Below are 24,418 nucleotides of genomic sequence, written 5' to 3' on the forward strand. Positions count from 1 at the left end.
GGAGTTCAGAAGCGATGCATGCCCTCCGGACCGCTTTCGCCGCAATCGCGCTTTTCCTCGTCGCGCTCGCTCCCCTGGGGGCGAGGGCACAGGCCCAGCCGGCCGCAGGGGAGGCGCCCGGGCTCGAAGCGCTGACGATCGTGAGCGGCGGCACGCGGCACGCTTTCCATGTCGAGGTGATGCGCACGCCGGACCAGCGCGCCAAGGGCCTGATGTATCGCAACTACCTGCCGCCGGACCGGGGCATGCTGTTCGACTTCGGAGGCAGCGAGCCGGTGGCGATGTGGATGCAGAATACTTATATTCCGCTCGACATGCTGTTCATCCGGGCCGATGGCACGGTCGCGCGCATCGCGGAGAACACCGAGCCGCTGTCGACGCGGACGATTCCGTCCGGCGAGCCGGTGCTGTCGGTGCTGGAAATCAACGGCGGTGTCAGCCGGCAGCTCGGCATCAAGCCGGGCGACAAGGTCGAGCACGCGCTGTTCAAGCGCTGAACGGCGACGGGCGGCGTCCTGTGGGGGCGAGACCGCTTCGCTTTGGCTTGCGGGTTCGGCCCATGGCGTGATAGCGAACCGCAACGTTTCGAGTGCCGTCGGGGTATAGCGCAGCCCGGTAGCGCATCTGCTTTGGGAGCAGAGGGTCCCAGGTTCGAATCCTGGTGCCCCGACCACTGGAAACGTCACGCCGCAGCCTGGCTTTCGGGCTGCATGGGATTTTGTGACGGCAGAGCGCTTTCATGACCGCACGCATCTATCGCCCCGCCCGCACGGCCATGCAGTCCGGCACGGCCAAGACCGAGCGCTGGCTGCTCGAATACGAGCCGGAAAGCGCCCGCCAGATCGAGCCCCTGATGGGCTGGACCTCCTCCTCCGACATGAAGAGCCAGCTCAAGCTCTGGTTCGACAGCGAGGCCGAGGCGGTTGCCTATGCGACGCGCAACGGCATCCCCTATCGCGTCGAGCAGCCGCATGAGCCGGTGCGCCGCTCGATCTCCTATTCGGACAATTTCAAATTCTCGCGCATCGGCCAGTGGACGCACTGAAGCGTCGAGGCGAGGATAGAACCGGTTACGGGCCCGTAGCTCAGATGGATAGAGCAGCAGCCTTCTAAGCTGCTGGTCGCAGGTTCGAATCCTGCCGGGCTCGCCATCGTTTCATAGCGGAATTCCTCTTTGTTCTTCGAGGCGTTCTGACAGGCATGCCGCTGTCATTCTGACTTGGAGCCGCGCCGATGGGTGCGGCGCATCGTTCCCGGAACGCTCCAGCCTCGCCAGTGATCAGCGACCGCGCGGGTGTCGCGGATCGAACTGTACGATGTTCGAAAGGGCTCTTTCCTTTTCGGCTTCGGTCAGGTCGACCAGCAGGCCTTCGATGGCCTTTCGCAAGTGGTTGTCTGCTGCCGTTTGCCCGGTCACGCAGAAAAACGCGCTCAACAGAAGAACGGTGCACTCGTCATAGTTCGAGACGAACTGTTTTTGGTCGTGCTTCAACGACATGATGGCCCCATGCGGTACAAACTGTTTCAAATCGGGCCGGCATAGGCATAGCTGCCGACGGCCGCGCAATTTCGAAGCCAGCGCCTGATTGCGGATTGGGCCGAGCCCTCCAACGCGGCGGGCGGGTCTGGCAGGCGCCCGGCTCAGCGCCCGGCATCTGCGCTCGGGCCAGGCGCGCTGCCTTGATCGCGCCCGAAAGGCGCTTCATCGGGAGCGGCTCTTCGGCTAGACCGGCTCTCTCGGCAAAAGCGCGGCCTCGGCGTCGCGAGGATGGATGATGTTTTCACTCACGCCCGCGATCGACCGGCTCACGGCTTTCGTCTCGGCCAGCCACGCGCGCGCCTGTGCCTTCCTGCTGCTGCTCTCGCTTTGTGCCTTCCTGCCGGGCTTCAGCACGCTGCAGCCGATCGACCGCGACGAGCCGCGCTTCGCCCAGGCCAGCAAGCAGATGCTGGAGACGGGCGATTTCGTCGATATCCGCTTCCAGGAGGAGGCGCGGCACAAGAAGCCCGTCGGCATCTACTGGCTGCAAAGCGCGGCGGTGAAGGCCGGCGCCGCGCTCGGTGTGCCCGAGGCACGCACGCAGATCTGGCTTTATCGCCTTCCTTCGCTGATCGGCGCGACGGCGACCGTGCTCCTGACCTATTGGGCGCTGCTGGCCTTCCTGTCGCCGCCGCTTGCGCTTCTGGGCGCTGCTCTGATGGCGACGGCGGTGCTGCTCGGCGTCGAGGCGCGTATCGCCAAGACCGATGCCGTGCTCGCCGCCTGTGCCGTCGCCAGCATGGGCGCGCTCGCCCGCACCTGGCTGGACTGGACACGCTCGCTCGCCTTCGTGCCGAGCCGGCGCAACTGGCTGGTGTTCTGGGGCGCCACCGCCATCGGCCTGCTGATCAAGGGCCCGATCGTGCCGATGGTCTGGGGTCTCGCCATCCTCGTGCTGAGCGCGAGCCAGCGCTCCTTCCGCTGGCTGAAGCCGCTGCGCTTCGGGCCGGGGCTGCTGCTCTGCCTGATCGTCGCGATGCCCTGGTTCGTCGCGATCATGGTCAAGACCGGCGGCAGCTTCTTCGCCGAGAGCGTCGGGCAGGACATGCTCGGCAAGGTCGCCGAGGGGCAGGAGAAGCATTGGGGGCCGCCGGGGCTCTATCTCCTCTTCTTCTTCGCGACCTACTGGCCGGCAGCGGCCTTCGCCGCCATGGCGGTGCCCTTCGCCTGGGTTCGGCGCAAGGAGCCGCAGATCCTGTTCCTGATCGCCTGGATCCTGCCGTCCTGGATCGTCTTCGAGGCGGTGCCGACCAAGCTGCCGCATTACGTGCTGCCGCTCTATCCGGCGATCACGGCCTTGCTGCTGCTGGCTGTCGTCAATGGCGGTATCGCTCGTCACCGGCGCGGGGCGGTGGCGACGGCGACGCTCGTCGTGACCGTGCCGCTCGCCCTGATGGCCGTGGTGATCTTCGGCAACTGGACGCTGGATCATGCGGTCCCGTGGCTGGCGCTGCCGTTCTTCGCGCTCGTCCTGACGGTCGGGGTGAGCGTCGTTGCCGCATTTCGGCGGCTCGAATTCGAGGGCGCGCTCTGGCGCTGCGTGCTGGCGAGCCTGTTCCTGACCGTCGCGATCTATCCCTTCGCCATCGAGAGCCTGCGCTCGCTCAAGCTCTCGCCGCGGCTGGCACAGGCAGCGAAGGCGGCGGGCTGCGCCGATCCGGCCGTGATCACGCTGGGTTATCGCGAGCCGAGTCTCGTCTTCCTGACCGGTACCGATCTTGCCATGGCGGCGGGCGGGACGCAGGCCGCCGCCTTCCTCGATCAGCCCGGATGCCGCGTCGCCTTCGTGGAGAGCCGCTTCGCCGGCGAATTCGACGCGGCGCTGGCTGCTTCGCCGGTGAAACCGCGCCTGCTAACGACGATCGAGGGATTCAACCTGAATGGCGGGCGCAAGCTTTCGATCTCCGTCTTCGCCAAGGAACCGGGCTGACCATCGGCCCCGGAACCAGATGGACATGAGAAAGGCCCTCGTCCCGGGACGCCGTTTCGCCGGAAATGGCGTCTTGAAGGATGCTTCGGATGGCTCCCGAGCGTCCCGAAACATCCTCCAGGATGCTCCCTGTCATCGCTCCTCAGGGTGAGGGGTGGAATGTCCACAGTGCCGTCCAGAACGCAAAAGTGGTTCACACACAGCCGCATCTTGCTCTAGAGCAGTGCCAGCCATGTCCCGGATGAAGCCGTTTTGACCGAAGTCCCTTCCCCTCAGCCCTTGCTCAGCGTCGTCGTGCCCGTGCGCAATGAAGAGGGCAACATCGCGCCGCTCGTCGCCGACATCGAAAAGGCCTGCGCCGCGATCGGCCCTTTCGAGGTCGTCTACGTCAATGACGGCTCCACGGACGGGACGGCCGCGGCGCTGGCGGCGCTCGCGGCGGCCAAGCCCTGGCTGCGCGTCGTCACCCATGCGCAATCCTGCGGGCAGAGCGCGGCGGTGCGCAGCGGCGTGCGCCATGCCCGCTCGGCCATCGTCGCGACGCTCGACGGCGACGGCCAGAACGATCCCGTTTTCCTGCCGGAGATGGTCGAGGCCCTTCAGAAGGCCGGGCTGGCGGCCGGGCTGGTGCAAGGGCAGCGCGTCGGCCGCAAGGACACCGGCTTCAAGAAACTGCAATCGCGCATCGCCAACACCGTGCGCGTGCGCGTGCTCAGGGACGGCACGCGCGATACCGGCTGCGGGCTGAAATGCTTCCGGCGCGAGGCCTATCTGGCGCTGCCCTATTTCGATGCGCTGCATCGCTTCATGCCGGCGCTGATGGTGCGGGAGGGCTACGGGGTGGTGCATGTCGATGTGCGCGACCGGCCGCGGCTCACCGGCGTCTCGAATTACGGCTTCTTCGACCGGCTCTGGGTCGGCATCCTCGACCTTGCCGGCGTCTGGTGGCTGATCCGCCGGCGCAAGCGCGTGCCGCAGATCGTCGCGGAGACCCTCTGATGCTGATCGACCTGCAACAGGCCGTCGGAAACTATTTCCACGACGTCTTCGTCAACAACATCGACTGGTGGGTGCTGCTCGGCGTGGTGGCGCAGGGACTCTTCACCATGCGCTTCGTCGTGCAATGGCTGGCGAGCGAGAAGGCGAAGCGCTCGGTCGTGCCGATGACGTTCTGGTGGTTCTCGATCGGTGGCGGAGCATTGCTGCTGGTCTACGCGCTTTATCGGCGCGATCCCGTCTTCATCGTCGGCCAGGGCTTCGGCGTCTTCGTCTATCTCCGCAACTTGCAATTCGTGCTGCGGGCCAAGGCGCGAGGCGAGGATACCAATTCCGGGCCGGGCTGAGGTTCGTTCGGTGCCGGAGGCCGACGTCGTCAGCCGAAAGTCGTCATTCCGGACAAGCGGCGAAACCGCGCCGATCCGGAATGACGGAACGGAGGTCTCTCAACCGTTCGACTGCGGGGCGCCGTCGGCCGCCGCGCCCTGGGCGGCCGGAGCTGGCCCGGCCGCGCCCGGCGGTTGCGGCTTGCGCATCGCCGCGGAATAGGCCGGGTAGCGCTCGCGATAGGCCTTGAGGAACTCCGAGATCGTGTCGGCGCTGGCGGCGGCGCGCGCCAGCTCGCGGATGTCGGCCGCCTTGTTCCGGTTCGCCCCGGTCATGAAGGCGAAGGTGCGGGCATCGGCGCTCTGGGCCATCTTCGGCGCGAATTTGCTGCGCAGCCGGTCGAGCGAGAGCGCTTCGTTCGCCATCACATAGGAGATGCCGGCGCGCATCACGTCGGCCCGCTGGCTATCGGTGAGCGGGCTGTCACCGCGCCAGCTCTCGTCGAGGATGCGCTCATAGGCCTCGCCCGCCTCGCGCCAGCGCCGGCCGGTCCAATAGATATCCGCACGTAGCCGGTCGACTTCCGGGCCGCGCTCGCTCTCGAGCATCTCGAAGGCCTGATCGGTGCGCGAGAGGTCGGACAGGGCCTTGCTTTCCAGCAGCAGGCGGGCGCGCCTGACATCGGCCGGCAATTCGACGAGGCGCGTCGCGTTGAGGGCGCGCACCGCATCGGCGGGCTTGCCGTTCATCAGGTCGATCATGGCGAGACGCGCGGCGACCGTCGAGCGTGCCGCCCCCGTCAGGCGTCGGTCCATCTGGTATTTCAGGATCTCGGCCGCCTGGTCGAGCAGGTCGAGCTCCACCAACCTGTCGGCGAGCAGGCGGGTGATCTCGTCGCCGCGCCGGCCGATCGGCAGGAACTCCTTGAAATCGTAGAAGAGGGCGAGCGCGTCGATGCGCGGCAGCTTGTCGGCGCCGCCATCGGCGAAGAGCTCGGCGAAGCGCTGTGCCGTCTCGTCATGCATCCGCCGGGTCAGCGGATCGTCGGGGAAATTCTCGTTGGCGCGGCGAGCGATCAGGAAAGCGTCCCGCCAGCGCTTCTGGTCGGTGTAAAGCCGGTTGAGCTCGGCCAGGGCTTCGATCTCGACGCGGCCGCCACGCCAGACCACCGAGACGGTTTCGAGCCGGGCGACGGCCTCGTCGACCTTCAGGTCGCTGCGCTTGTCGGTGTCGGCGAGCTTCACCGCGCGCAGTTGCGCCTCCGCCGCGACGGGGCGGCTCGTGGCCTCGAACAGGGGTCGGTAGCCGTTCATCGCGATGTCGGCGCGCCCGCTGGCGTCGTCGAGCATCGCCTGCAGCAGAGCCAGCTTCTCCTGATCGAAGCTGTCGCGCGGCATGTCGGCGAGGGCCTGGACCTGCCGCTCGGCCATGCCCATGTCCTGCGTCGCGAGGGCGGCACGCGTCATCGCCTCGCGGAATTCTCCCTGAAGGTCGGCCGGGTAGCGCTCGAGAAACGCTTCGCCGCGACGGAACCCGGCAAGGGCCTGGGCATTGCGATTGAGGCGCTGCTCGATCAGGGCGCGCCAGAGGGAGGCTTCCGCATCGTCCTTGATCGGCGCCGCCTCGAAGGCGGCGAGCGCTTCCGGGTTGCGGTGCATCTGCGCCGCCGCGACGCCCTTGAGGAAGAGCGCTTCGCGATTCGCGCGCATCGGCTGATCGTCCCGCATCAGCGCATCGAGCGGGCCAAGGGCCTCGGGGGCGAGGTGATTTGCCAGGTAGAAGCGGGCGAGCGCCAGCCTTGCTTCCGATTTGTGGCTCCGCGATGCGCCCGCCGCATCCTGGATCAGGGCCCGGGCCTGCTCCTGCGGCGAGCCGAGGCGCAGTTTGGCCCAGCGCTCGGGGTCGAGGAGGGGAGGCGCCGGCGGCGGCTGGTCCGACTGGGCGGCAGCCTGGGTCCCGTCCTGGCCGGAGAGGTCGAGCGAGACGGTGAGCCCTCCGGCACGGCCGATACGGACCTCGTTGGTGCCGGCACGTGTGACGACGTCGTCCGAGCGCGGCTGGACGGCGAGGCCCTGTGCGGTGGGCAAAAGTCCGAACTCGACGAAGCGGTAGGGCTTCGGCGTCAGTCGGGTCGGGCCGAGCGTGGTGGCGACGGCGACGGGCAGTCCCGCAGGTCCGGATTCCAGCCAGTGCACGCCGGTCAGGCCGGGCATCGGCACGGCGAGGATCGTCTGGCCGCGCTCGTCGACGCCGCGCCGTGGCTCGATCGCCGCGGCAGGCCCGCCGCCCTCCTCAGCGAGGTCGAGCGACCAGCCATTGCCGTCTGCGAAGAAGCGGGCGAGCGGCTGGCCGGCGAGGCGCAGCCTGACGAGCGTGGCCTTGCCTTCGCGGCTGACCGTGCTGTCCTCGATCTGCTGCGGCAAACGCCCGGTCAAATCGGCGGGGTCAATGGTGTCGCGCGTGTCGAAAACCAGCGTCATCGTGCCGGAGTCGAGGAAGGCGGCGGCACCGGTGGGGCGGGGAAAGCGGAAGTCGAGGCGCTTCTCGGCCGCGACGATCGCGACCTTGGACGGGGCGGGCTCGGGCGCAGCCGGCACTGCGGCGGGTGGTGTCGCCCCGGGGGTGGGCCTGGCTTCCGAGGCGGGAGCGGAGCCGCCCGCGGCCGTGGCCTCGGCCGGTTGCGCCGACACGGGCGAGGCGGCGACGGGGGTGGCTGCGGGCTCGGGCAGCGTTTGCAGGGACGCAAGCGAGAGCGCCGAAGGCTTGGCTGGCCTGAGCAGGTCGACGACCAGCCCGGTCTCGTCGTCGAAGCTGCGCGCCTGCCAGTCCGGCGGCAAGGCGAGCGTCAGGCTGAGCCGCTCCTTGCCGGCGTCGAGCGCGGCCAGCGCGATGCCTTCTGGCAGGGCGGTGCGAAGGGCGGCCTCGTCAGCGTTCATCGCCCGGTCGAAGGTGAGCTTGAGCTTGCCGTCGGAGAGGTCGGACGCCATCGCCGTGCCGGCAGGCGCCTTGAAGATCAGGCGCTCCAGCGTCGGCAGGCTCGCGCTGCGCATCGACAGCATGGCCGCGGGCGCCGGCGGCTGTCGGCTCGCCTCCCTGGCCCTCGCCTCGGCCAGGCGCAGGCGCTGGGTCAATTCCGCGATCACCTCGGGCGGCGGGCCGGGTAGCAGGCCGGTCCAGTTCTGCGGCAGGAGGTCGATGAAGGCCTTGTCGCCGGCCTCGATCAGATTGGCCTTATAGGGCTGCGTCAGCGCGAAGCGCATGCCGCGCCCGTCTGGATCGATGCGGGCGATCGAGACATAGTTCGGCAATTCGCGCGCGACCTTCGCGACATCGACCGTGACAGGATCGCCGAAGGCGACGATCAGCACCCCGTTGGCGACGCGCACGCGCGTCTGCGTCGGCTGGTCGAAGGCGAGCGAAAGGCGGCCGAAGCCGGCCGGCATCGCCTCGCCGCGCAGCGTGGCGCTGGCGGCAAGAGCAGGCGCATTCAGACCGGCCGCAAGCACAAGCGCGGTCAGCCCGATACCGAAAGCGAGGGAACGCGACAGACGCAAAACCGGAGACTCGACCCAACGCGGCAGGCCGGACTCGCATCCCGGGGGATGCGCCGACCTGCGCGCAGGTTACTGCGTCAAGCATAATGGCTGCTTAACGCGGCGCCCCGGCTTGCCGGCATCAATGCCGCTTGCAGTCGTCGCGGAAGCGCTTGCGCGCCTTGCCGTGGAGCCCCTTCTGATCGGCCTGGGTCGAGCATTCCTTCGACTTGGCAGCCTTGTCGGCGGCGCTCACCGTGGTCTTGGCGCCCGTCGTGGCCGTCTTGGCGGGAGCAGCCGGAGCCGGCGCGGTGACGGCGGGCTTCGCCGGGGCGGAGGGGGCCGGGGTGGCGGTCTGCGCCAATCCATAGCTCGTCGTCATGGCGAGCATGGCGAGCGGGAGCAGGTAGCGGGCCAGCTTCATGGAGGTCGTCCGTCAATAACCCGGATAATCGGTTCCTGGCAGTCGCCGGGTCGGCTGTCGGATGACAGAAATTCGCGCCTCTCCGGTTGAACGGCTCCTGAATGAATCTTGACCGTGATGGGGCGGGGTACAGGGGCTAGGGCATTGGGTCGGTCTCGTGTTCGATCCGATGCCTTGGCTCGTTGTCTTGGCATCGGCTTTTCCCGAAAGCCGCACGCCCTTTTTCGAGCCGATGCCCTAGCGCGAGGCCGGCGCGATCGCCGGGAGTTCGTTGCCCGGTAGGGCGGCCTCGCTCGCGACGCGGTCGAGCGCCGGGCCGCGGCCGCTCGTCGCCAGCGCGATGGTGAGCTTCTCCGCCCGCTCGGGAGCCATGGCGGCGAGCACTTCCGACATCTTGCGCGGGTTCATCTGCTGCACCACCGGCACGAGCACGTCGAGGCTCAGCCGATCGAAGACGCGGGCGGCGTCCTTGGGCTTCATCGCCTCGTACATGATGACGAGGTTCTTGATCGCCTTGGATTCCTCGACGGCGGCCCTGGCAGCCGGGCTGTTCTTCTCTTCCAGGGTCTTGAGGTCGCCGACGCGGCCGTCGAGCTTCTTCTCGGCGGTGTCGAGCAGGCGCTCGCGCATCTCCAGCTCGCGCATGCGGCCGTCGAGCTCCTCGCGGCGCTCGCCGAGGCGTTCCAGCAGCGCCTTTTCGGCTGGCGAGACGGGCTGCGCCGTGCCGTTCATGATGCCAGCCTTGTTGTTCGGGTTCGCGGCGCGGGCGGCTTCCGCCTTGGCGTCGGCTTCCGCCTTCTCCCTGTCCTTCTTCGGATCGGGGGCGGGCACCGAGCCCGTCGTCTCCGGGTCGAAGATATCGGGAGCGTGGGCCCGGGCGACGCCCTTGGCGAGCCCCCGGACTTCCGGTTCGGGCTTCGCCTTGGCGGAGGCGGCGAAGGCCGGGGGGCTTGCCGGGATCGTGCCCCGATAGGGCTCCGCCGTCCAGGCGAGCAGCTTCAGCGCCAGGAGACCCATGGCGCCGAGGATGACTGCCGGCAGGAGGCGGGGGCGTTCGATCACGCAGCCTGGCCCTCGAGGCGACGGGCGGCGCGGGCGCGGATCGCGGCGGCGGACTGCGCGGCGCTTTCGAGGCGGGAGAGCGGGGTCGGCTCGACCGGGGCGGTCGGCTGCGCTTCGGCTACCGGCTTCGCGACGAGGGCGGCGGCGCTGACGATCTGGCCGATGCGCTCCATGACGGCCTGGCCGGCCTCGACCTGCGCGGCGAGGTCGGCGGCGTAGCGCTCGGCGGTGCGCAGGCGCTCCTCCAGCGTGCGGTCGCAGTCGCCGAGCGTGTTCTTGAGGCCGGCGATGGCGCGTTCGGCATTGTCGGTCGCGGTGACGAGCGCGCCGACGGTCTGGCGCATCCCGGCCTCGTCCGCCTTCAGCCGCTCGATGCGCTTGGCCAGGATGTAGCAGGTGATGATGGTGGCGACGAGCAGGCTGGCGACGAGCGCATCGGCGATGAGGTTGATCGTCATGGCTGTCCTGCTCAGTTGGTGGCGCCGAGATGGCTGGCGAGACTGTCGAAGGCGGCGAGCGTGGTCTTGGAGCGCCGCAGCGGGCTCGTGACCTGCACGGCGATCTTGCCGTCGACCCGGCCGACGCGCCCCTCGGTCACCATGAAGTCGCCGCAGCGCAGCGACACGGCCGAGTCCGGGCGGGCGTCGAACATCAGCGTGTCGCCGATCTCGAGCTGCATCACGCGCTTCAGCGGCATCCGGGTTTCGTGCAGCACGCAAGTGACGTCGACATCGGCCTGCCAGACCTCGGTGGCGAGGTGGTTTTCCCAGATCGGATCGCGCCCGAGCTTCTCACCCATGAAGCTTTCGAGCAGCAATTCACGGATCGGCTCGATGGTCGCATAGGGCAGGAGGATGTGCAGCGAGCCGCCCCGGCCTTCCATGTCGAACTTCAGCTCGACGCGGATCGCGGCATTGGCCGGCCGCGAGATCGAGACGAAGCGGGGGTTCGACTCGACGCGGTCGATGGTGAAGGTCACCGGCGAGAGCGGCTTGAAGGCGGCCTCGGCGTCGCCGAGCACGAGCTGGATGACGCGGCGGATCAGCTGGATCTCGATCGAGGTGAAGGGGCGGCCGTCGACGCGCGGGGCGGGCTGGCCGCGCTTGCCGCCGAACATCGTGTCCAGCACCGAATAGGTGAGGGCGGTCTCGATGGTGACGAGGCCGAAATTATCCCATTCCTCGGCCTTGAACACCGAGAGCAGCGCCGGCTGCGAGATCGAGTTGACGTAGTCGCCGAAGCGCACCGAGCGGATGCTCTCCAGCGTCACCTCGACATTGTCGGTGAAGAAGTTGCGCAGGCTGGTCGAGAGCAGGCGCACGAGACGCTCGAAGATGATCTCGAGCATCGGCAGGCGCTCATAGGCGACCGAGCCGGAATCGACGATCGCCTGGATGCCGTTGCGCGAGGCGCTGTCCTCGGCGCTGGAGAAACCGAGCATCGTGTCGATTTCGTCCTGCGACATCAGGCGGTCGGTGCCGCCTTCCTGCTCGCCATCCTCCTCGAAGGTGGCGGGCATCGTCGACCACTCTGCCGCCATCGTCTCGGGCGTCAGCGGCTGGTCGCGGGGCTTATCCGGATTGTCGCGTTCGAGGCTCATCGGGATGCCGTCACTTCGTTGCGGTCGTCGGGGCGATTGGAGGCGCTCATTGCACCAGCAATTCCTTGAACAGAACGGCGTCCACCTTGGCGGGGTAGACCGTCATGTTGACCCGGCGCAGGAGCTCCTCCTTCAGCCGATACATGCCGGCCGAGCCATCGAGGTCGGAGGGGCGCAATTCGCGCATGAAGATCTGGAAGGCGTCCTCGACGCGCGGCAGCAGCGGCTTGACCTCCTCGGAGACCTTGGCGTCGCCGATCTCGAGCACGACCTTGATCTTCATGATCGGCTGACGGTCCTGCTGGCCGCCATTCGACATGCCGATCATCATGTCCTTCATTTCGAGGAAGGTGGCGGGCTTCTTGACCTTGGCGGCGGCCTCTGCGGCCTGCTCTGCCGAGGGCCGCTTGAACAGGAACCAGTAGCCTCCGCCGCCGGCGGCGGCCAGCAAGGCGACGGCGGCAATGACGATGACGAGCTTCTTCTTGCCGCCTTTCGCCGCTTCCTGGCCCGAGGCGCCTTCGTCTTCGGTCTTGGCTTTCTTCGCCATCTGCTTCAGCCCCGGGCCGTCCGGCCGGCGTCCTGCCGACCTCTCCCGCACCATCTCCAATCACGGTTAACGTCCCGTTAAGGGCGGCAGATTTTGCCGGGCCATTCTTGCCGTTGCGAACGGTTGTGCCGGGTGTCGGTATCGATCTGGTGCCAAGAAAACCGTTTTAAATCAATATGTTGCCTGAGTTAACCATGCTGGCACGGCGCTTGCCGAGTGTCCGGTGTGGCGACTGCGCTGGGGAGCGTCGAGGTCGCCGCGGGACATATCGGGAGTTAAGCCGTGGAGAACGCCTCTCTCATCGGCCTTTCGCGCCAGGTCGCCCTGTCGCGGGAGCTGGACGTCATCGCCAACAACATGGCGAATGTCGGCACGAGCGGATTCAAGGCGCGCAGCGCGCGCTTCAGCGAATTCGTCATGCCGAAAGCCAAGGCCGAGGCCTTCAAGCCGGCCGACCAAGCGCTGTCCTATGTCATCGACAAGGGCACGCCGCTCGACCTTTCGCAGGGCGCGACCGAGTTCACCGGCAACCCGCTCGATGTCGCGCTGAAAGGCGACAACTTCCTGGTCGTGCAGACGGCCGGCGGCGAGCGCTACACCCGCGCCGGCTCGCTGACGATCAACCGCCAGGGCCAGCTCGTGACGCAGTCCGGCCAGACCGTGATGGGCGAGGCGGGGCCGATCACCTTCGGCAACACCGAATTCGACATGCGCATCGCCGCCGACGGCACGGTGACGAGCGACCAGGGCACGCGCGGCAAGCTCCGGCAGGTTCGCTTCGCCAATCCGACTGCGCTGGTGAGCGAGGGGACGAACCTGTTCTCCTCGCCGACGCCGCCGCAGGCCGTCCCGGCCGGCACGCGGCTGGAGCCCGGCTCGATCGAGCGCTCGAACGTCAAGGCCGTCACCGAACTCACCCGGCTGATGGAGGTGCAGCGCGCCTACCAGAACGTCGCGAACATGATCAGCCGCTCCGACGACCTGCGCAGCAAGGCGATCTCGCGCCTGGCTGACCAGCAGGCCTGAGCCGGAAAGGAAGCCCTCCCATGCGCGCCATGCAGACAGCCGCCACGGGCATGATGGCCCAGGAGATGAACGTCCAGGTCATCTCCAACAACATCGCCAACGTCCGGACCACCGGCTACAAGCGCCAGCAGATTCACTTCCAGGATCTGCTCTACGAGAATTTCCGCCGCGCCGGCTCGGCCAGCTCGGACCAGAACACGCAGGTTCCGGCTGGCACCTTCATCGGCTCGGGCGTCAAGACGGTCTCGACCGGCCGCGTCATGACGCAGGGCAACATCAGCCCGACCGAGAAGCCCTACGATCTGGCGCTGCGTGGCGAGGGCTTCTTCAAGATCCGCATGCCGGACGGGCGGACGACCTATTCGCGCGACGGCTCCTTCGATCTCGATGCGCAGGGCCAGCTCGTCACCCGCGACGGCTACCTGGTCGAGCCCGGCATCACCGTGCCGAACAACGCCGCCTCGGTGAACATCAACGCCCAGGGCATCGTCGAGGCGACGATTCCGGGCCAGACCGCGCCGCAGCAGCTCGGCCAGATCCAGCTCACCCGCTTCGTGAACAAGGTCGGTCTCGAATCGATCGGCGACAATTTGTTCGTCGAGACGGCCGCCTCCGGCCAGCCGATCGACGGCTTCGGCGGCGGGGAGGGCTTCGGCACGCTGCAGCAGAACTACCTCGAAGAAGGGAATGTTCAGGCGGTCACGGAGCTCTCGTCGCTGATCGCGGCCCAGCGCGCCTACGAGATGAATTCCAAGGTCATCACCGCCGCCGACCAGATGATGTCGGCGACGACGCAGATGTTCCGCGGTTGATCGGGAGGGCCAGCATCATGATCCGCCTCACCCTCACAGGATTGCTGCTCGCCGCCGCGGCCTTCGACGCCGGCACGGCGCTGGCGCAGCAGCCTCGCGCACGGAGCGGGACCGCTCCGGTCGCCATCGCTTCGGCGGCTGCGACGCAAGCTGCTCCGGCGCCGGCCGTGGCCGTCGTTCCCACGCACAGGCTCGTCCTGCGGCCGGAGCTCAATCTCGTTCGAGACCTCGTCACCTATGGCGACCTGATCTCGGGGCTTTCCGGCGATCTCGCCGGTATGGCCGCCTTCCGGGCGCCGGCGCTCGGCGAGACCGGCACGATCCAGGTCGGCCGCATCGTCGAGGCGGCCCGTGCCGCGGGCGTGATCCGGGACGCGGCGGAGCTGGAGAGCCAGGGTTTCGCTCAGGTTGTGGTGACCCGCGCCGCCCGGCGGATCGGCGCCAACGAGATCGAAGCGGCGGTGAAGGCCGGGCTGCAGGAGCGCTTCGGCGTCGATGCCCGCATGTTCGCGCTCGCGATCGACGGTGGCGTGCCGCCCGTGGCGATCGAGCCTGAGCTGACCGGCGAGATCGCCGTGTCCGACCTCTCCTTCGATGCCCGCAGCCGGCGCCTCCAGGCGCGGCTCACAGTGCCCGGCAGCGCCGCCATGCGGCTGAAGCCGCTGCGCATCCTGGGCCAGCTTGTCGAGACGGTCGAGGTGGTGGTGCCCAAGCGTGCGATCGCGCGCGGCGAGACGCTCGGCCGGGACGATGTCATCGTCGAGCGGCGCCCACGCGACGGCCAGGGCAGCGAGCTGATCGGCGATTCCCGCGCCGCCATCGACAAGGTGGCGCGCCGGGCTTTGCTCGCCGGCGTGCCGCTGCGCACTGGCGACGTCCAGCGCGAGGAGATCGTCGCCAAGGGCGAACTCGTCACCATCGTCTATGAGGGGCCGGGCCTGCTCATCACCATGCGCGGCCGGACGAACGATTCCGGCGCGATGGGCGATGTCGTCTCCGTCACCAATCCCCAGTCCAAGCGCACGCTGCAGGGCACCATCACCGGCCCCGGCCGCGTCTCGGTCAAGCCGGCCATCGGCCGCATCGCCAGCGCCCAGTGAGTATCGTCGTGGAAAGCGTCATGATCCCGAACCGCATCCTCAAGCTCTCCGGCCTTTTGCTGCTGACCGCCTCGCTCGGGGCCTGCGGCGTCGGCGACCGGCTCGCCAATGTCGGGCAGGCCCCGACACTCTCGCCTGTCGAGGACCCGACCGCGGCGAAGGGCTACAAGCCCGTCCAGATGCCGATGCCGGCGATGGAGCACGCCTCCTTCGCACCGAACTCGCTCTGGCGCACCGGCTCGCGCGCCTTCTTCAAGGATCAGCGCGCCCGCAATGTCGGCGACCTCGTCACCGTCAAGGTCAAGGTCACCGACAAGGCCCAGCTCAACAACACGACCCAACGCTCGCGCAAGAACGGCGAGGATTTCGGGGCGGCCAACACCTTCGGCTTCGAGAACAAGCTCGACAAGTTCCTGCCGGACGGCGCCAAGGCCGACTCGCTGCTCAAGCTCGATTCGGACTCGTCCAGCCAGGGCGCGGGCTCGATCAACCGCTCCGAGACGCTGGCGACCAATGTCGCGGCGGTGGTCACCCAGAACCTGCCGAACGGCAACCTGGTGATCGAGGGCAAGCAGGAGATCCGCGTCAATTTCGAGGTGCGCGAGCTGATCGTCGCCGGCGTCATCCGGCCGGAGGACATCGAGTCGGACAACACCATCGATTCGACCAAGATCGCCCAGGCCCGCATCGCCTATGGCGGCCGCGGCCAGATCACCGATGTCCAGCAGCCGCGCTACGGCCAGCAGGTGATGGATATCCTGCTGCCCTTCTGAGCCGCGCCGATCTTTCGAAATCCGGCCGGCGCGGAACGCTCCCCCTTGTCTCCGCTCCGGTTCGGCCGGCGGTTCCTCCCGAGCCGCCGACAGCCCCGGCCGCCCGCCACGCTCCCCAAGCTTCAAAGGCAGGCGGCCAGAAGCCCCGCGTCCTCCCGACGCGGGGCTTTTCCATGTCAGTCGTCCTCGATCTTCAGGATCACCGCCTGATCCGGCCCGATGGCGCGGCCGTCCTCGGTGCGCACGTCGAGGCTCACGCGCTGGCCGGTCTCGCGCTCGACCAGGCGGGAATGCTTTTCCTCCGGCGCGAAGAGATGGCGCTCGCCGAACTGGCGCAGCGCGACCATGACCGGGAACAGGTCCTTGCCCATGGCGGTCAGGCGATATTCCACGCGCGTTCCGCCATCGCCCAGCGGAACCGCGTCGAGAATCCCGCTCTGGACCAATGTCTTCAGCCGATCGGTCAGGATGTTCCGGGCGATGCCGAGGCTTTTCTGAAACTCGCTGAAGCGGGTCATGCCGTCGAAGGCATCGCGAACGATCAGCAGCGACCACCAGTCCCCGATCACGTCCAGGGAGCGCGCGCTGGGACAATAATCCCCCTTCAGGCTCTTGCGAGCGACCATCAGCCCGTTCCCCACCTGCGGGCGATCGATCCGCTTCTTTTTGGTTGCATGATGAAACTCATATCGTTATGCCCAATTTGGTTTCATCATAAAACTGATGCCTGAGGTCTGCAATGGATTTGGATCAGGACGCGGCGCTGCCCAGCGCCGCGAAGGAGAGCGTTCGTCCTCCAAACGGGGACGGGACCGTTCAGGCCGCGGACCGGGTCGCAGGGGAGGCGCCGCCCGAGATGCCTTCGCTGAACGGCCGCACCATTTTGCTGTTCGCCGCGGCGAGCGGGCTTGCCGTTGCCAACGCCTATTTCGCGCACCCGCTGCTCGATGTCATGGCCGACGATCTCGATCTGTCCCGCAGCGTCGCCGGGCTGATCGTCGGGGCAACGCAGCTGGGTTATGGGCTCGGCCTGCTGCTGCTCGTTCCGCTGGGGGATCTTCTCGATCGCCGCAAGCTGATCATCGGCCAGTCCCTGCTGTCCGTGCTGGCTCTTGCCTGTGTCGGTGTCTCGCATTCGGCTGCGATGCTGCTCGCCTCGATGGCGGCGGTGGGCCTTCTGGCCGTCGTGACGCAGGCTCTGGTCGCCTATGCCGCGAGCCTGGCGCGCCCGTCGGAACGCGGCCATATCGTCGGCGTGGTCACGAGCGGGATCGTCCTCGGCATCCTGCTGGCGCGAACCGTTGCCGGGTCTCTCACCGACCTGTCCGGCTGGCGAACGGTCTATTTCGTCTCTGCGGCTCTCACGATGGCGATCGTGCTGCTGCTCTGGAGAGTGCTGCCGCGGCAGGAGCGCAAGCCCGCCGGCTTGTCCTATGGGCGCCTCATCGCGTCGCTCGTCACCCTGATCGTCACGGAGCCTACCCTGCGCATCCGTGGGGTCATCGCCATGCTGATCTTCGCCAACATCACGACCTTGCTGGCCCCGCTCGTCCTGCCGCTGAGTGCGCCGCCCTTCTCGCTGTCCCATACGGAGATCGGTCTTTTCGGCCTGGCGGGCGCCGCCGGTGCGCTCGGGGCGACGCGGGCGGGACGCTGGACCGATCGCGGCTACGGTCAACGCCTAACGGGGATCGCGCTCGCGCTGATGCTGCTGGCATGGTTGCTGATGGTCCAGCTTCAGCATTCGATCCTGTGGCTGATCGCCGGGGTTCTGGTGATCGATTTCGGCCTTCAGGCTGTCCATGTCACCAATCAGGCGATGATCTATCGCGCGCGGCCCGATGCGCAGAACCGCCTGACGGCGGCGTATATGATCTTCTATTCGATCGGCAGCGCGGCCGGCTCCTCGACATCGACCGTCATCTATGCCCATGCGGGCTGGCCCGGCGTGTGCGCCGCGGGCGCGCTGATCAGTCTCGCGACACTGGCCTTCTGGGCCCTCACGCTGAAGTCGACCCCGGAAGCCGCGACGAGACGGATCTCCGGCTAGATGCGCGGACGGCGCTGCGGCCTCCCGAGCAGCCGACAGCCCACCATGCTCCCCGAGCTTCAAGCCCCGCGTCCTCCCGACGCGGGGCTTTTTGCGGATGGTCCAACCTGATCCTGTCGCCGAAGAGGTCGGCCACAGGAAGCCCAGGCATCAATTCGTGAGCGCGCCGCGGGCGAGACTGGCTGCCAGCGTCAGCATCATGACGCCGATGGCGAGGTCGAGGATGCGCCATGCGCCAGGCCGGGAGAACAGCGGGGCGAGGAAGCGGGCGCCAAAGCCCAGCGACGCGAACCAGGCAAAGCTGGCCATCACGGCGCCAGCCATGAAGGGGAGACGCTCCGTCGGCGGGAGACTTGCGCCGACCGCACCCATCAGCATCACCGTGTCGATGTAGACATGGGGGTTCAGGAAGGTGAAGGCGGCGGTTCCGGCGATGGCGGCGCCGAGGCTGATGCTGGCCTGCCGGTCAACGGTGAGTGCCGACGGATGGGCCGCCCGCCGGAGAGCCGAGGCGCCATACCAGCTGAGGAACGCCGCGCCTCCCAGCCCGAGAGCCAGCGATAGTCCCGGCACGACGGCGAGCATGCTCCCGAGACCACTGACACCCGCCACGATCAGCACCGCGTCGGCGGCCGCGCAGAACAGGACGATCGGCAAGACATGCTCGCGCTTGAGGCCCTGACGAAGGACGAACATGTTCTGGGCGCCGATCGCGATGATCAGCCCGGCGGATAGAGCGAAGCCTTTGACGAAGGCGGACAGAAGAGCGGTGGTCATGCCGCCTTGATGCGTCGAGGCGACGATGTAGTATAGCTCAATTTTCTTAATCTGATTTAGGAATGCTAATGCTGGACTACCTGTCCCTCGCGGCCCTTGCCGCCGTGGTGCGCGAGGGCAGTTTCGAGAAGGCGGCTGCGGCACTCTGTGTCACGCCTTCGGCGATCTCCCAGCGCGTCAAAGGGCTGGAGGAGCGGGTCGGGGCAATCCTGCTGACGAGAGGTACGCCCTGCCGGCCCACAGCGATCGGCGCCAAGCTTTGCGCCCATATGGAGCAGGTCCGATTGCTCGAAAGCGAAGTCGTCCATGACCTGCCCGGATTGGCCGGTCAGGAAACCGGCCCTCATACGGTGCGTGTCGCCGTGAATGCGGACAGCGTCAGCACGTGGTTTCCCGCGGTGGCCACGCAATTCGCAGCGGAGACCGGCGCTCTGCTCGACCTCGTCCTCGAGGATGAGGCCCATACGGCCGAGCGTCTCCGCGCCGGCGAAGTTCTGGCCGCGGTCACAGCCGATCCCACTCCCGTTGTCGGCTGCAGGATCTATCCATTGGGCGTTATCGAATATGTGGCCGTCGCCAGCCCCGATTTCCTGGGCCGGTTCTTCGATGCGGGCGTCGATGCGGCCGGCCTTCGGCGCGCTCCGGTGCTGCGCTTCGACCGGCGGGACGAGTTGCAGTCCCGCTGGGCGCGGGCGGCCTGGGGAACGGAGGTTTCATCCGCGATCCATTGGACGCCGTCGACCCAAGGCATGCTGGACATGACGCTGGCGGGTCTGGGCTGGTCGATGGCGCCTTTGCCCCTCGCGTTGCCCCTGCTCGATTCCGGAAGGCTGATCGAATTGCCGCCTTACCGGCGGATTGCCGTCACGCTCTACTGGCAGCGCACGAGACTGACGGCGCGCCTGCTCGACCGATTGACGGACGCCGTGCGCTCCGTCGCGGCCCGAAGGTTGGCGCCGGTTCAAGCGCCGGAGCAGCTTCCCGGGCACGACTGACCGCTGTCCGGGTATCCGATGTTTTCCGGCGGGTGAGTCTATCGGGTTTCCGATGCCCGGCTACCGACGCAAAAGGCCCCATGCCTGTGGGTATGGGGCCTTTTAGAGAATGCCGGAAGACTGTCTGCCGCGACTCAATCGTCCCTGAAGACCCGCTCGTTGCGCTCGTGGCGCTCTTGGGCTTCCAGCGAGAGCGTGGCGATCGGGCGGGCTTCGAGGCGCTTCAGCGAGATCGGCTCGCCGGTTTCCTCGCAATAGCCGTAGGAGCCGTCGTCGATGCGGGCGATCGCCGAATCGATCTTGGCGATGAGCTTGCGCTGGCGGTCCCGGGCGCGCAGTTCGATGGCGCGGTCGGTCTCGGAGGAGGCCCGGTCGGCGATGTCGGGGTGGTTCTCGCTCTCGCTCTGCAGGGCGACGAGGGTCTCCTTCGCCTCCTTCAGGATCTCGTCCTTCCAGGCGAGGAGCTTGCCACGGAAATACTCGCGTTGACGGTCGTTCATGAACGGCTCGTCATCGCTCGGCTTGTAGTCCGCATCGAGGATGATCTGCTTCGACATGGGCGCGCTCTCTTGCGTTGTCCGCTCACGCGCCCTTCGGCTTTGCCGCGGGAGGGTGAGCCGATTTCGCGCCCTTATAGCGATCCGTTTCAAGCGGAACAATCGCTTCCGACACAGCTTCAACCGCTTCGTGATTGACGTCGGTCAAAAGGCGGATTCTGCCGGCTTTTCAGCTGAATCCGCCTCAATCCATCGCCCGGATCGCTGCGGCGATGTCGTCCTCAATCAGCCGGGCGATCGGCTGACGGTAATGTGTGTGGTCGAAGAAGAGATTCGAATCGTGCAGTTCAGGGCGGTCGATGCGCCAGTTCAGCAAGGTGGTGAGGGGCCTGCGGGCCGCGAAATCGCTGAAGGCCTTGAGGCAGGCGGCCTCGGCCGAGCCGTCAGGCGTGCCCGGTTTGGGAAGAGCCGAGACATAGACCGGCGGCCGAACGAGGATGAGCTTTGTCTCGGGCGGGGCCGATTTCATCATCGCCTCGAGGGCGGCTGCAGCGGGGAAGGGGCCGTTGGCATTGCCGCCGCCGGTCTCGACCGGCGTTTCGAGCATCTCGCGCAGATCGGGCCGGGTCGCATAGCCCTGGGCACGGTAGCTTGCCTCATAGTCCCAGTACCCGTCGGGCCGGCCGCGCTCGGCCGTGGACGAAGTCAGATAGGCGATCCGCCGCGGGATCTCCTCGACCAAATCGTAGCGCATCAGCTTGGCGAGATATGCTGTCAGGCTGCGGCTGAGCAGCCAGAACGGAAAGGACTTGTCGTTCGGCAGAGCCGGGTCCGGCGTGCACCAGAACGCGTCGACGCCGACGACGATCGCCTGCGGGGGCGTCGCCTGGTGATGGCGCAGGAACCAGTCGATGGTGAATATGATCTCCTTCGGGCGCGTCGCGGGGGCCACCAGTGAGACGAAGGGGATGTCGGTCTTCGCCTTTAGATGCTCCGGCGAGAGGAGCTGGACATGCGAGTTGCCGAAGATCGCGCCGGTGAATTGCGGGTCGCGGCCGCGGCTCGCCAGAGCGGTGCGCGGTCCCTGCGGGCGCACGCCCTCCTTGAGCTTCAGCGGTGAGCGGCCGGTATCATAGGGGTCGAGCAGGAAGGCCGTAACGAGGAAGACGGCGGCGAACAGCGTCGCGGCAGCGAGCAGCGTCGCGGTGAAGCGCTCCCATTGCGTCCGCCCGGCCATGCCCGGGGTTTCAGAACTGGAAGTAGATGAACTCATAATTGGCGTCTTCGCCGATCTTGAGCAGGATGATGATGAACAGGAGGCCGCTCAGCACGGCGATCCAGCGGGCCGGCGGCAGCTTGTGAGCGAGGCTCCAGGCTGTCGGGCCGATGATGGCGAAGGCGGCGGCCGGCAGCAGCGCGCGCCATTTGAGGCCGGTTCCGATGGGTGCGAGGCCGAACAGCCCCTTGTAGATGGTCACCGCCGCGTCGAAGCTCGTGGCGCGGAACAGGACCCAGCACAGCACCACGAAGAGGAAGGTCAGGAGCCAGCCGAGAGGGGCGGGCATCGGCAGCCCGGCGCGACGCCAGAACAGGGCGACGATCAGCGCCAGTCCATGCGCGACGCCCCAGGCGACGAAGTGGAGGCCGGCCCCGTGCCAGAGGCCGCCGAGCGCCATGGTGGCGAAGAGCGCCCAGAGCTGGGTCGGCAGGCCGGAGCGTGAGCCGCCGAGCGGGATGTAGAGATAATCGCGCAGGAAGCGCGAGAGCGTCATGTGCCAGCGCCGCCAGAAATCCTGGATCGAGACCGAGCGATAGGGCACCTCGAAATTCTGCGGCAGCACGACGCCGAAGAGCAGGGCGAGGCCCAGCGCCATGTCGGTATAGCCGGAGAAGTCGAAATAGATCTGGAAGGTGAAGGCGAGAGTCCCCTGCCAGGCTTCCATCACGCTGACGACCTTGCCGGCCGCGGCGGCCGCGAAGACCGGGTTGGCGTATTCCGAGAGCGGGTCGCCGATCAGCACCTTCTTGGCGAGGCCGAGGGTCAGGAGCATCAGCCCGCGCCCGATGCGCTCGGCGGCGTCGGGCCGCTGATAGGGGCGCTCGTCGAGCTGGTGCATGATCTCGCGCCAGCGCACCAGCGGGCCGGCAAGCACCTGCGGAAAGAAGGCGATGTAGAGCGCGTAGCGGACGAGATCGTAGCGCGGCGCCTCGCCGCGCCGCAGATCTGTCAGGTACATGATGTGGTGGAAGGTGAAGAAGGAGATGCCGAGCGGCAGCGCGATGTCGAATTTCGGCGCCGGCAATCCGGGAATCATTCCAGCGAGATCGGCGAAGAAGTTGAAGTATTTGAAGACCGCCAGAACGGCGAGGTTGAGCACGATCGCGAGCGTGATCAGCCCGCTGGCCTTGGTCTTCTGAAAGCTTTCCGCGATCAGCCAGTTCACGCCGATGGACAGGACCAGCAGCGGCAGGAAGCGCCAGTCCCAGTAGCCGTAGAAGGCGAAGGAGAGCAGCACCAGCACCGGCAGGCGCAGACGCGGCGCGAAGCGCTCCGCCAGCCAATGCAGAGCGAGCGCCAGCGGCAGGAAGGCAAGCAGGAAGACGAACGAATTGAAGAGCATCTGGCAGGCGGATTGAAAGGATGGTTTCCGCCTTAGACCAATCTTTCCGGCGAGTCATGTGATGCATCGACGCGCTTGTTCCGACCACGCGGTGCAAGGGAGTGCTCACCAAATTCAATCAATCGATTGATTGAATTTGGTGGTTATGGTACGCTTCGGCCATGCCAGCGCTCTCTCTCGACGATCAAGGCACCCGCACGGCTCTGATCAGGGCTGGACTGGATCTGTTCGGGCGGCACGGCTTCGAGGCGAGCTCGATCCGGCAGATCGCCCAGGCTGCGGGCGTCAACAGCGCGGGCATCGCCTATCATTTCGGCGGCAAGGGCGGGCTGCGCGAGGCCTGCGCGCAATCCGTCGTCGAGACCATCCGGCAAAGGCTGCTCGGAGACGCCGCGCCGCCGCCCGTACCGGTCGATCTCGGGCCTGACGCGGCTCTGGAGGCGATTCTCGCCCTCGTCGGCCGGGCGACGACCTTCATCGTGCGCAACCCGGAAAGCGAGGCGATCGCCCGCTTCGTGGTGCGCGAGATGATGGAGCCGAGCCCGGCCTTCGACATCCTCTATGAGGGGCTGGTCGGGCCGGTTCATGGCCGTCTCTGCCGCCTCTGGGCCGCCGCGACCGGCATCGAGGCGGAGGCCGAACGCACCCGCATCGGCGTCTTCGCGATGATCGGGCAGCTCCTGTATTTCCGCCTGGCGCGCCCTGCGGTGACGCGGCGCATGGGCTGGAGCGGCATCGGCGAGGCGGAGGAGAGGGCGATCGCGGGCAGCATCCGCTCGGCCATCACCGCCACGATTCTCGCAGCACGGGGAGAACGCCCATGATCCTCGGATTTCTGTGCTCGGTCGCCTTCATCGCCTCCACCTTCGGCGCCTGCGCGCCGGATACGGTGCGCATCGCCGGCTATGTCGAAGGCGAATATGTGCGGATGGGCCCTATCGACACGGCCCGGATCGAGCGGATCGACGTGCGCCGGGGCGATCGCGTCGAGGCCGGCAAGCTCGTCGCCGCTCTGGAAACGACCGATGCGGAGCACAGCCTCCGGGAGAGCGAAGCGCGGCTGGTGCAGGCCCAGGCGCAGCTCGACAACCTGCGCAGCGGCAAGCGGCCGGAAGAGATCGCGGTGATCGAGGCCAACCTTGCCTCCGCCCAGGCGCAGCAGCGCGAGGCCGAGCGGGCGCTGGACCGCCGACAGGATCTGTTGCGGCGCGGCGTCTCGACCCAGGCCGATTTCGACCAGGCGGAAACGGCGCGCGATGTCGCCGCCGCGAGCGTGCGCCAGAACGCCGCAAATCTCGCCGTCGCGAAGTTGCCGGCCCGTCCCGACGAGATCAAGGCGAGCGAGAACGCGGTCGAGCAGGCGAAGGCCACGCTGGCACAGGCACGCTGGCGGCTGGAGCAGCGCCGCCTCGTGGCGCCCTCGGCCGGCCGCGTCAGCGATGTGCTGCGGCGCGTCGGGGAGCTCGCGGGGCCGAGTGCGCCGGTCGTGCTGCTGCTGCCGGACGGGGCCGCCAAGCTGATGCTCTATGTCCCGGAAAGCTGGATCTCCAGCGTGAAGCCCGGCATGCCATTGCAGGTCCACTGCGACGGTTGCGTGCCTGGGCTGACGGCGTCGGTGACCTATGTCTCGCCGGAGCCCGAATTCACGCCGCCGGTGATCTATTCGGAGCAGACACGCCAGAAGCTGGTCTATCTCGTCGAGGCGCGGCCGGATGGCGGATCGCAATCGGCTCTGCAGCCGGGGCAGATCGTCGACGTCACCTTGCGGGGGCAGCGGTGAGCACGAGCCTCGCCATCGACGTGCG

Annotated in this window: 25 protein-coding genes and 2 tRNA genes; 15 read left to right on the plus strand and 12 right to left on the minus strand. The window is 67.4% G+C overall.

What is annotated here, in order from left to right:
* Window positions 1-14: 14 nt before the first annotated feature.
* The 4 genes from GGC47_RS07805 to GGC47_RS07820 all read left to right on the plus strand — a co-directional run bounded on the left by GGC47_RS07805 (window position 15) and on the right by GGC47_RS07820 (window position 1,151).
* Window positions 15-497, plus strand: a complete 483-nt coding sequence (locus GGC47_RS07805) for a DUF192 domain-containing protein (protein ID WP_142021884.1) — start codon at window positions 15-17, stop codon at window positions 495-497.
* 99 nt (window positions 498-596) lie between these two features.
* Window positions 597-673, plus strand: a tRNA-Pro gene (locus tag GGC47_RS07810).
* 66 nt (window positions 674-739) lie between these two features.
* Complete coding sequence (locus GGC47_RS07815) at window positions 740-1,045, plus strand: ETC complex I subunit (RefSeq protein WP_038358630.1); 306 nt, start codon at window positions 740-742, stop codon at window positions 1,043-1,045.
* A gap of 29 nt (window positions 1,046-1,074) precedes the next feature.
* Window positions 1,075-1,151 (plus strand) — tRNA-Arg (locus GGC47_RS07820).
* Between the two features lie 128 nt (window positions 1,152-1,279).
* Here the strand turns inward: GGC47_RS07820 and GGC47_RS07825 are convergent.
* Window positions 1,280-1,498: a hypothetical protein gene (locus tag GGC47_RS07825; protein WP_038358629.1), complete on the minus strand. Its 219-nt coding sequence runs from the start codon at window positions 1,496-1,498 to the stop codon at window positions 1,280-1,282.
* 274 nt (window positions 1,499-1,772) lie between these two features.
* On the opposite strand from GGC47_RS07825, the gene GGC47_RS07830 reads away from it, so the two are divergent.
* From GGC47_RS07830 to GGC47_RS07840, 3 genes are all read left to right on the plus strand, one after another.
* Window positions 1,773-3,470: an ArnT family glycosyltransferase gene (locus GGC47_RS07830; protein WP_429067561.1), complete on the plus strand. Its 1,698-nt coding sequence runs from the start codon at window positions 1,773-1,775 to the stop codon at window positions 3,468-3,470.
* A gap of 252 nt (window positions 3,471-3,722) precedes the next feature.
* Window positions 3,723-4,469 carry a glycosyltransferase family 2 protein gene (locus GGC47_RS07835; RefSeq protein WP_038358626.1) on the plus strand — a complete coding sequence of 249 codons (747 nt, stop codon included), beginning with the start codon at window positions 3,723-3,725 and terminating at the stop codon, window positions 4,467-4,469.
* Window positions 4,469-4,813, plus strand: coding sequence for a lipid-A-disaccharide synthase N-terminal domain-containing protein (locus GGC47_RS07840; RefSeq protein ID WP_113254706.1), 345 nt, complete (start codon window positions 4,469-4,471; stop codon window positions 4,811-4,813). Before GGC47_RS07835 ends, GGC47_RS07840 begins: the two co-directional genes overlap by 1 nt.
* Before the next feature lie 99 nt (window positions 4,814-4,912).
* On the opposite strand, the gene GGC47_RS07845 is transcribed toward GGC47_RS07840, so the two are convergent.
* The 6 genes from GGC47_RS07845 to fliL all read right to left on the minus strand — a co-directional run bounded on the left by GGC47_RS07845 (window position 4,913) and on the right by fliL (window position 11,962).
* A complete protein-coding gene (locus tag GGC47_RS07845) occupies window positions 4,913-8,347 on the minus strand; it encodes a hypothetical protein (protein ID WP_370956210.1) in 3,435 nt (1,144 codons plus the stop codon).
* A 121-nt stretch (window positions 8,348-8,468) separates the two neighbouring features.
* Window positions 8,469-8,750 carry a phosphate starvation-inducible protein PsiF gene (locus GGC47_RS07850; RefSeq protein WP_370956211.1) on the minus strand — a complete coding sequence of 94 codons (282 nt, stop codon included), beginning with the start codon at window positions 8,748-8,750 and terminating at the stop codon, window positions 8,469-8,471.
* A gap of 237 nt (window positions 8,751-8,987) precedes the next feature.
* Complete coding sequence (locus GGC47_RS07855) at window positions 8,988-9,812, minus strand: MotE family protein (RefSeq protein ID WP_370956212.1); 825 nt, start codon at window positions 9,810-9,812, stop codon at window positions 8,988-8,990.
* Window positions 9,809-10,270 carry a DUF6468 domain-containing protein gene (locus GGC47_RS07860; RefSeq protein ID WP_142021887.1) on the minus strand — a complete coding sequence of 154 codons (462 nt, stop codon included), beginning with the start codon at window positions 10,268-10,270 and terminating at the stop codon, window positions 9,809-9,811. Before GGC47_RS07860 ends, GGC47_RS07855 begins: the two co-directional genes overlap by 4 nt.
* 11 nt (window positions 10,271-10,281) lie before the next feature.
* The gene (gene fliM, locus GGC47_RS07865; RefSeq protein ID WP_051987467.1) at window positions 10,282-11,412 is read right to left on the minus strand and encodes a flagellar motor switch protein FliM; all 1,131 of its coding nucleotides are present in this window, start codon (window positions 11,410-11,412) and stop codon (window positions 10,282-10,284) included.
* A 46-nt stretch (window positions 11,413-11,458) separates the two neighbouring features.
* Window positions 11,459-11,962 (minus strand): flagellar basal body-associated protein FliL, encoded by a 504-nt coding sequence (fliL, locus tag GGC47_RS07870; protein WP_038358623.1) that lies wholly within the window; start codon window positions 11,960-11,962, stop codon window positions 11,459-11,461.
* A 282-nt stretch (window positions 11,963-12,244) separates the two neighbouring features.
* Here fliL and flgF point away from each other — a divergent pair, with 282 nt between their 5' ends.
* Genes flgF through flgH form a run of 4 tightly spaced genes read left to right on the plus strand, consistent with a single transcriptional unit; the run spans window position 12,245 to window position 15,673 of the window.
* Window positions 12,245-12,988 carry a flagellar basal-body rod protein FlgF gene (flgF, locus tag GGC47_RS07875; protein WP_038358622.1) on the plus strand — a complete coding sequence of 248 codons (744 nt, stop codon included), beginning with the start codon at window positions 12,245-12,247 and terminating at the stop codon, window positions 12,986-12,988.
* Between the two features lie 20 nt (window positions 12,989-13,008).
* Complete coding sequence (flgG, locus tag GGC47_RS07880; protein WP_038358621.1) at window positions 13,009-13,800, plus strand: flagellar basal-body rod protein FlgG; 792 nt, start codon at window positions 13,009-13,011, stop codon at window positions 13,798-13,800.
* 17 nt (window positions 13,801-13,817) lie between these two features.
* Complete coding sequence (gene flgA, locus GGC47_RS07885; protein WP_142021888.1) at window positions 13,818-14,900, plus strand: flagellar basal body P-ring formation chaperone FlgA; 1,083 nt, start codon at window positions 13,818-13,820, stop codon at window positions 14,898-14,900.
* Between the two features lie 20 nt (window positions 14,901-14,920).
* Complete coding sequence (flgH, locus tag GGC47_RS07890) at window positions 14,921-15,673, plus strand: flagellar basal body L-ring protein FlgH (protein WP_051987465.1); 753 nt, start codon at window positions 14,921-14,923, stop codon at window positions 15,671-15,673.
* Window positions 15,674-15,849: 176 nt separating this feature from the next.
* Here flgH and GGC47_RS07895 read toward each other — a convergent pair whose 3' ends face one another.
* Window positions 15,850-16,299 (minus strand): winged helix-turn-helix transcriptional regulator, encoded by a 450-nt coding sequence (locus GGC47_RS07895; RefSeq protein WP_133563292.1) that lies wholly within the window; start codon window positions 16,297-16,299, stop codon window positions 15,850-15,852.
* A 230-nt stretch (window positions 16,300-16,529) separates the two neighbouring features.
* Here GGC47_RS07895 and GGC47_RS07900 point away from each other — a divergent pair, with 230 nt between their 5' ends.
* Window positions 16,530-17,723, plus strand: coding sequence for an MFS transporter (locus GGC47_RS07900; RefSeq protein ID WP_429067570.1), 1,194 nt, complete (start codon window positions 16,530-16,532; stop codon window positions 17,721-17,723).
* A gap of 150 nt (window positions 17,724-17,873) precedes the next feature.
* On the opposite strand, the gene GGC47_RS07905 is transcribed toward GGC47_RS07900, so the two are convergent.
* Window positions 17,874-18,500 (minus strand): LysE/ArgO family amino acid transporter, encoded by a 627-nt coding sequence (locus tag GGC47_RS07905; RefSeq protein ID WP_142021890.1) that lies wholly within the window; start codon window positions 18,498-18,500, stop codon window positions 17,874-17,876.
* Between the two features lie 68 nt (window positions 18,501-18,568).
* On the opposite strand from GGC47_RS07905, the gene GGC47_RS07910 reads away from it, so the two are divergent.
* The gene (locus tag GGC47_RS07910) at window positions 18,569-19,495 is read left to right on the plus strand and encodes a LysR family transcriptional regulator ArgP (protein ID WP_142021891.1); all 927 of its coding nucleotides are present in this window, start codon (window positions 18,569-18,571) and stop codon (window positions 19,493-19,495) included.
* 134 nt (window positions 19,496-19,629) lie between these two features.
* Here GGC47_RS07910 and dksA read toward each other — a convergent pair whose 3' ends face one another.
* From dksA to GGC47_RS07925, 3 genes are all read right to left on the minus strand, one after another.
* On the minus strand, window positions 19,630-20,052 hold the full coding sequence (dksA, locus tag GGC47_RS07915) for an RNA polymerase-binding protein DksA (RefSeq protein ID WP_038358616.1): 423 nt from the start codon (window positions 20,050-20,052) through the stop codon (window positions 19,630-19,632).
* Between the two features lie 184 nt (window positions 20,053-20,236).
* Window positions 20,237-21,229: a hypothetical protein gene (locus tag GGC47_RS07920; protein WP_429067574.1), complete on the minus strand. Its 993-nt coding sequence runs from the start codon at window positions 21,227-21,229 to the stop codon at window positions 20,237-20,239.
* A 10-nt stretch (window positions 21,230-21,239) separates the two neighbouring features.
* Entirely contained in the window at window positions 21,240-22,613 is a 1,374-nt protein-coding gene (locus GGC47_RS07925; protein ID WP_142021893.1) for an MBOAT family O-acyltransferase, read from the minus strand.
* A 161-nt stretch (window positions 22,614-22,774) separates the two neighbouring features.
* Here GGC47_RS07925 and GGC47_RS07930 point away from each other — a divergent pair, with 161 nt between their 5' ends.
* Window positions 22,775-23,437 carry a CerR family C-terminal domain-containing protein gene (locus tag GGC47_RS07930; RefSeq protein WP_142021894.1) on the plus strand — a complete coding sequence of 221 codons (663 nt, stop codon included), beginning with the start codon at window positions 22,775-22,777 and terminating at the stop codon, window positions 23,435-23,437.
* Window positions 23,434-24,393: an HlyD family secretion protein gene (locus GGC47_RS07935; protein ID WP_142021895.1), complete on the plus strand. Its 960-nt coding sequence runs from the start codon at window positions 23,434-23,436 to the stop codon at window positions 24,391-24,393. Before GGC47_RS07930 ends, GGC47_RS07935 begins: the two co-directional genes overlap by 4 nt.
* Window positions 24,394-24,418 lie beyond the last annotated feature (25 nt).

It is taken from the genome of Allobosea sp. OAE752 (assembly GCF_050433265.1).
GTDB classification, from domain to species: Bacteria; Pseudomonadota; Alphaproteobacteria; order Rhizobiales; family Beijerinckiaceae; genus Allobosea; species Allobosea spartocytisi.

Bases quoted from the DNA above. Each gene is read 5' to 3' on its own strand.
- GGC47_RS07920 (WP_429067574.1), bottom strand. From the start codon at position 21,229: ATGGCCGGGCGGACGCAATGGGAGCGCTTCACCGCGACGCTGCTCGCT.
- GGC47_RS07900 (WP_429067570.1), top strand. From the start codon at position 16,530: ATGCCTTCGCTGAACGGCCGCACCATTTTGCTGTTCGCCGCGGCGAGC.
- GGC47_RS07850 (WP_370956211.1), bottom strand. From the start codon at position 8,750: ATGAAGCTGGCCCGCTACCTGCTCCCGCTCGCCATGCTCGCCATGACG.
- GGC47_RS07860 (WP_142021887.1), bottom strand. From the start codon at position 10,270: ATGACGATCAACCTCATCGCCGATGCGCTCGTCGCCAGCCTGCTCGTC.
- GGC47_RS07910 (WP_142021891.1), top strand. From the start codon at position 18,569: ATGCTGGACTACCTGTCCCTCGCGGCCCTTGCCGCCGTGGTGCGCGAG.
- flgA (WP_142021888.1), top strand. From the start codon at position 13,818: ATGATCCGCCTCACCCTCACAGGATTGCTGCTCGCCGCCGCGGCCTTC.
- dksA (WP_038358616.1), bottom strand. From the start codon at position 20,052: ATGTCGAAGCAGATCATCCTCGATGCGGACTACAAGCCGAGCGATGAC.
- GGC47_RS07825 (WP_038358629.1), bottom strand. From the start codon at position 1,498: ATGTCGTTGAAGCACGACCAAAAACAGTTCGTCTCGAACTATGACGAG.
- GGC47_RS07895 (WP_133563292.1), bottom strand. From the start codon at position 16,299: ATGGTCGCTCGCAAGAGCCTGAAGGGGGATTATTGTCCCAGCGCGCGC.
- GGC47_RS07805 (WP_142021884.1), top strand. From the start codon at position 15: ATGCATGCCCTCCGGACCGCTTTCGCCGCAATCGCGCTTTTCCTCGTC.
- GGC47_RS07905 (WP_142021890.1), bottom strand. From the start codon at position 18,500: ATGACCACCGCTCTTCTGTCCGCCTTCGTCAAAGGCTTCGCTCTATCC.
- flgG (WP_038358621.1), top strand. From the start codon at position 13,009: ATGCGCGCCATGCAGACAGCCGCCACGGGCATGATGGCCCAGGAGATG.
- GGC47_RS07925 (WP_142021893.1), bottom strand. From the start codon at position 22,613: ATGCTCTTCAATTCGTTCGTCTTCCTGCTTGCCTTCCTGCCGCTGGCG.
- GGC47_RS07840 (WP_113254706.1), top strand. From the start codon at position 4,469: ATGCTGATCGACCTGCAACAGGCCGTCGGAAACTATTTCCACGACGTC.
- fliM (WP_051987467.1), bottom strand. From the start codon at position 11,412: ATGAGCCTCGAACGCGACAATCCGGATAAGCCCCGCGACCAGCCGCTG.
- GGC47_RS07815 (WP_038358630.1), top strand. From the start codon at position 740: ATGACCGCACGCATCTATCGCCCCGCCCGCACGGCCATGCAGTCCGGC.
- GGC47_RS07935 (WP_142021895.1), top strand. From the start codon at position 23,434: ATGATCCTCGGATTTCTGTGCTCGGTCGCCTTCATCGCCTCCACCTTC.
- GGC47_RS07930 (WP_142021894.1), top strand. From the start codon at position 22,775: ATGCCAGCGCTCTCTCTCGACGATCAAGGCACCCGCACGGCTCTGATC.
- fliL (WP_038358623.1), bottom strand. From the start codon at position 11,962: ATGGCGAAGAAAGCCAAGACCGAAGACGAAGGCGCCTCGGGCCAGGAA.
- flgH (WP_051987465.1), top strand. From the start codon at position 14,921: ATGATCCCGAACCGCATCCTCAAGCTCTCCGGCCTTTTGCTGCTGACC.
- GGC47_RS07830 (WP_429067561.1), top strand. From the start codon at position 1,773: ATGATGTTTTCACTCACGCCCGCGATCGACCGGCTCACGGCTTTCGTC.